Consider the following 3,871-nt stretch of genomic DNA (forward strand, 5'->3'; position numbering starts at 1 on the left):
TGTGGTAACCTCATTAATAACCTAGATTTAAGGGGGTGGCAAGTTTTTTTGTATAAAAACGCATAAAATAGGCAATACTAATAGTTTTTTACTAAAAACTTTTGACAATACGATTATTCCGGGGGGAGTTTTTTTATGATTATTCCTCATAATTTTAAAATGAATATTTATGAATATGCAGCGAAAGGAAAAGAAAATGATTTTCCTGTTTTCGATCATTGCCCTTCTTGTGGTTGCCTTGCTTCAGGAAATTTACATCGCCATGGCTATTATTGGCGTTATGGGATCGAGGGGGAGGATCACATCAGGATTCCTATATGTCGTTATAAGTGCTTGTCTTGCGGGATCACAATTTCGATTCTTCCGGATTTTTTAATCCCTTATTTTCAGTATACTTTACATATGATTATCGAGGGAATTCGTCGTTTATTAAATAAAGAAAAACGCCAAAATCGTCAGCTACAAGTCCAACATGCCAATGGTTTTTATGAGAAATTCCACTGGGTACATAGTTTCTTTGTAGACGAGGGATATCGAGCTGGGCTGTCAGGAGATATGAAAAAGGAAGCTCTAAAATATATAACAAGAATTGTAGATATGGGCGTATCCACCTTCTTTCGAAGGAGCTGGGGTCACTTGTCGACGTATTTTATGGGCAAATTATTTTTGCCGTATTTATCGCGAGAAAAAAATAAAATTAGTCCCACATAACTTTTTCCTATGAAAAGGATTGCGAAAAAAGTAGAATAAAGGCAATGGATAACCGGTTGTCCTTCTGATAAAAAGGGAGGATTATTCAATGGATGAAAAAACACGAGAAGAAATTGCTTTATTTCGTTATGGACTGATTGCCCCATTATTAAATGGTCAACAAGAATCGAAGGAATATTTTGAAGAGCTGGAGGGGAAAATTCATCAAATTCCCTATTACGGAGAAAGGAAAATTGCGACGAAAACGATCAAAGAATGGCTGCTTAATTATCGCAGGAATGGATTTGAGGCTTTAAAACCTAAAAGGCGTTCAGATAGAGGTGACTCAAGACGTTTCTCACCTGAGGATAAGGATCAAATTCTAGCGATAAGAAAAGAATTTCTCCACATGCCAGTTAGTGTGTTCTACGAACAACTGGTCAAAAGTGGAGAAATAAACAAAAATCAAGTATCTTATTCCACTATAAACCGTTTATTGAAAAAACACAAGCTTTCAGGAAAAGATCATAAAAGTTTTCATTCTGAAAAGGAGAGAAAGCGTTTTGCCTATGATAAAGTAAATATTTTATGGCAAGCAGATTTATCACACGGTCCGTATATTTCAATCGATGGAAAGATGAAGAAAACATTTCTGATTGCGTATATCGATGATTGTTCACGGGTGGTGCCTTATGCACAGTTCTTCATTTCTGAGAAATTTGATGGATTGAGGGAAGTGACCAAGGAAGCGTTGATACGGCGTGGAAAACCCAAAATTATTTATGCCGATAATGGAAAGATCTATCGATCTGAAACTCTGCAGTATGCATGCGCTCAGTTAGGTATTACTTTGGCTCACACCCAACCCTATGATCCGAAAGCGAAGGGAAAAATAGAACGTTTTTTCAAAACAGTTCAGACAAGGTTCTATCCGCTGCTTCAAGCAGATCCTGTTTCGTCTTTAGAAAAATTAAATGAACGTTTTTGGCGTTGGCTGGAGGAAGATTATCATCGGAAAGAACATGCTTCTTTGAGCGGGAAAACCCCACACGAAGTATTTCAATCGCAGTTGGATCAAGTTACCTTTTTAGAAGATATTGAAATACTAGACACCGTCTTTTTAAAGCGTGCGGAAAGAAAAGTCAAACTGGATGGAACGGTTACGCTAAATAAACAATTATACGAAGTCCCAGCTTCTTATATTGGACAAAAAATCGAATTACGGATAGATGAAACAAAGGTGTACATCTTTGAAGACGGTAAGAAGTTGGCCGAAGCTGTTCCGGTATCTTTCCATGATAACGCCCATGTAAAAAGAAATCAGTCACCATTCGCAATTCCAAATCACCCTTTAGATAGGGAGGGTGAAGACAATGTATAAAACATATTATTCATTGGCAAAAACTCCGTTTTCTAAAGACTTAAGACCTGAACAAGCATTTCAATCTACAAATTATTTGGAAGCATTAAATGGGCTTGCATATTTACAGAAAACAAAAGGAATTGGATTACTGATCGGTGATTCAGGTGTCGGTAAGACATTTACCTTACGATCATTTACAGAATCTTTGAACCCGGCATTATATCACGTTGTTTATTTTCCTTTATCAACAGGTGGGGTAATGGATTTTTATCGGGGATTGGCTTACGGTTTGGGCGAAGAGCCAAAACATCGTAAAGTGGATCTTTTCCGGCAAATTCAACAAGGGATTGAACGCATGTCAAGCGAACAAAAAATAACCCCGGTTTTTATTTTAGACGAAATGCATATGGCGAAAGACGCCTTTTTAAATGATTTAGCGATACTGTTCAACTTTCAAATGGATTCAACGAATCCATTTATCCTTATCCTTGCGGGGTTACCGCATCTTAAGACGAGACTAAATTTAAATCATCATCGACCATTATCGCAACGAATTATCATGCGGTACCATATGCAGGCCCTAACAAAAGAAGATACTTGCGCCTATATTGATCATCACTTAAAACTAGCAGGTGCAAAAATGCCTATATTCACACCGCCTGCCTTAGAAGCAATCGCTTTACGATCACAAGGTTGGCCCCGGGTAATAAATACCTTAACGATCAATTGTCTATTATATGGTTCCCAATTAAAAAAGGAACAAATCGACGAGGATATTGTACGCATGGCTGCCGAAGAAGGTGGTATGTAATGCGTCAGCGTGGAGTATTGACTTTTGACACAAAAGTTCAAGATTGGAGAATACGGATTGGTCGACAGATTTATGAAACATTGAACGGAATGTATTTAGAAGTACGTATCAAAAATCAATATTATGAAGCATTTTTTGAAAAAGATTTTAACGAGTGCATCATAACCATTGAAAATGATATTGTCTTTACCTTACGTTTGGTAGAAGAATATCCGATTCGGCTTTCTGAAAGAGATTTACTTCCGGAATTTGATCTCCCTTTTTAGGGGGGATCTTTTTATGTATTTTGACTGAAATAAAGTGCTTAAAAATTTTCAAATTCTGAAATAAAGTGAAAAATAATCACATTATTCCAGATTTTAGACCGGTTTATTTTGATAAACTGGTGCTGGGATAATGTGCTGATTTACACGAATAGCCATATTTGTCGAAATGGAGGTCCAAACCCATATATGCCCAAAATGTGGTAAAAAAACGAGAAAAATACATGATTATCGAGTGCAAAAAATCAAGCATTTAAAGTGGTTTGAGCGTTTAAGCTATATTTTTTATCGGAAGCGCAGATATAGATGTGATGCATGTGGCAAGAGATTTTACGAGAAGAATTCGATTGTAGATCGTTATCAGAGATTTTCTAAAGAATGGAATCGAGCCGTAAATATACGCAGTGTAAGAGCGAAGACATTTAAAGAAATTAGCCAGCAATTTGGTGCTTCCCCATCTACTATCATTCGCAGATTTGATGAGCTTGCAGAGAAAGAGCTAAAAGATGTAGAGGAGCTTCCTCGTGTCATCTCCATCGATGAATACAAAGGCGATACAAAAGAAGGTAAATATCAAGTCATTATCGCAAATGGGGAAACAAAGGAACCCATTGACATTCTTCCGAATCGAAGGAAAAAAACCATTGCCAACTACCTGCGTAAGTATGGGGCAAAGGTAGATGTCGTAGTAATGGATATGAGCCCATCCTTTAAAGCTGCGGTGAACAAAGCTCTAGATAGACC

The 3,871-nt window shown here is 37.2% G+C and carries 4 protein-coding genes and 1 pseudogene; all 5 read left to right on the forward strand.

The genetic code is table 11. The features are described 5' to 3' along the window. Positions 1-135: 135 nt before the first annotated feature. Positions 136-711, forward strand: a complete 576-nt coding sequence (locus IEV18_RS16460; RefSeq protein ID WP_188393447.1) for a DUF6431 domain-containing protein — start codon at positions 136-138, stop codon at positions 709-711. A gap of 88 nt (positions 712-799) precedes the next feature. Next, complete coding sequence (locus IEV18_RS16465; protein WP_188393448.1) at positions 800-2,071, forward strand: TnsB C-terminal domain-containing protein; 1,272 nt, start codon at positions 800-802, stop codon at positions 2,069-2,071. Then, positions 2,064-2,864, forward strand: coding sequence for an ExeA family protein (locus tag IEV18_RS16470; RefSeq protein ID WP_188393449.1), 801 nt, complete (start codon positions 2,064-2,066; stop codon positions 2,862-2,864). The genes IEV18_RS16465 and IEV18_RS16470 overlap by 8 nt, the downstream gene beginning before the upstream one ends. Further along, the gene (locus IEV18_RS16475; RefSeq protein ID WP_188393450.1) at positions 2,864-3,130 is read left to right on the forward strand and encodes a hypothetical protein; all 267 of its coding nucleotides are present in this window, start codon (positions 2,864-2,866) and stop codon (positions 3,128-3,130) included. The genes IEV18_RS16470 and IEV18_RS16475 overlap by 1 nt, the downstream gene beginning before the upstream one ends. A gap of 148 nt (positions 3,131-3,278) precedes the next feature. Further along, positions 3,279-3,871, forward strand: a pseudogene (locus tag IEV18_RS16480) (transposase family protein); the annotation flags it as partial.

Source organism: Compostibacillus humi, from assembly GCF_014637175.1.
Classification (GTDB): Bacteria; Bacillota; Bacilli; order Bacillales; family Amphibacillaceae; genus Oceanobacillus; species Oceanobacillus humi.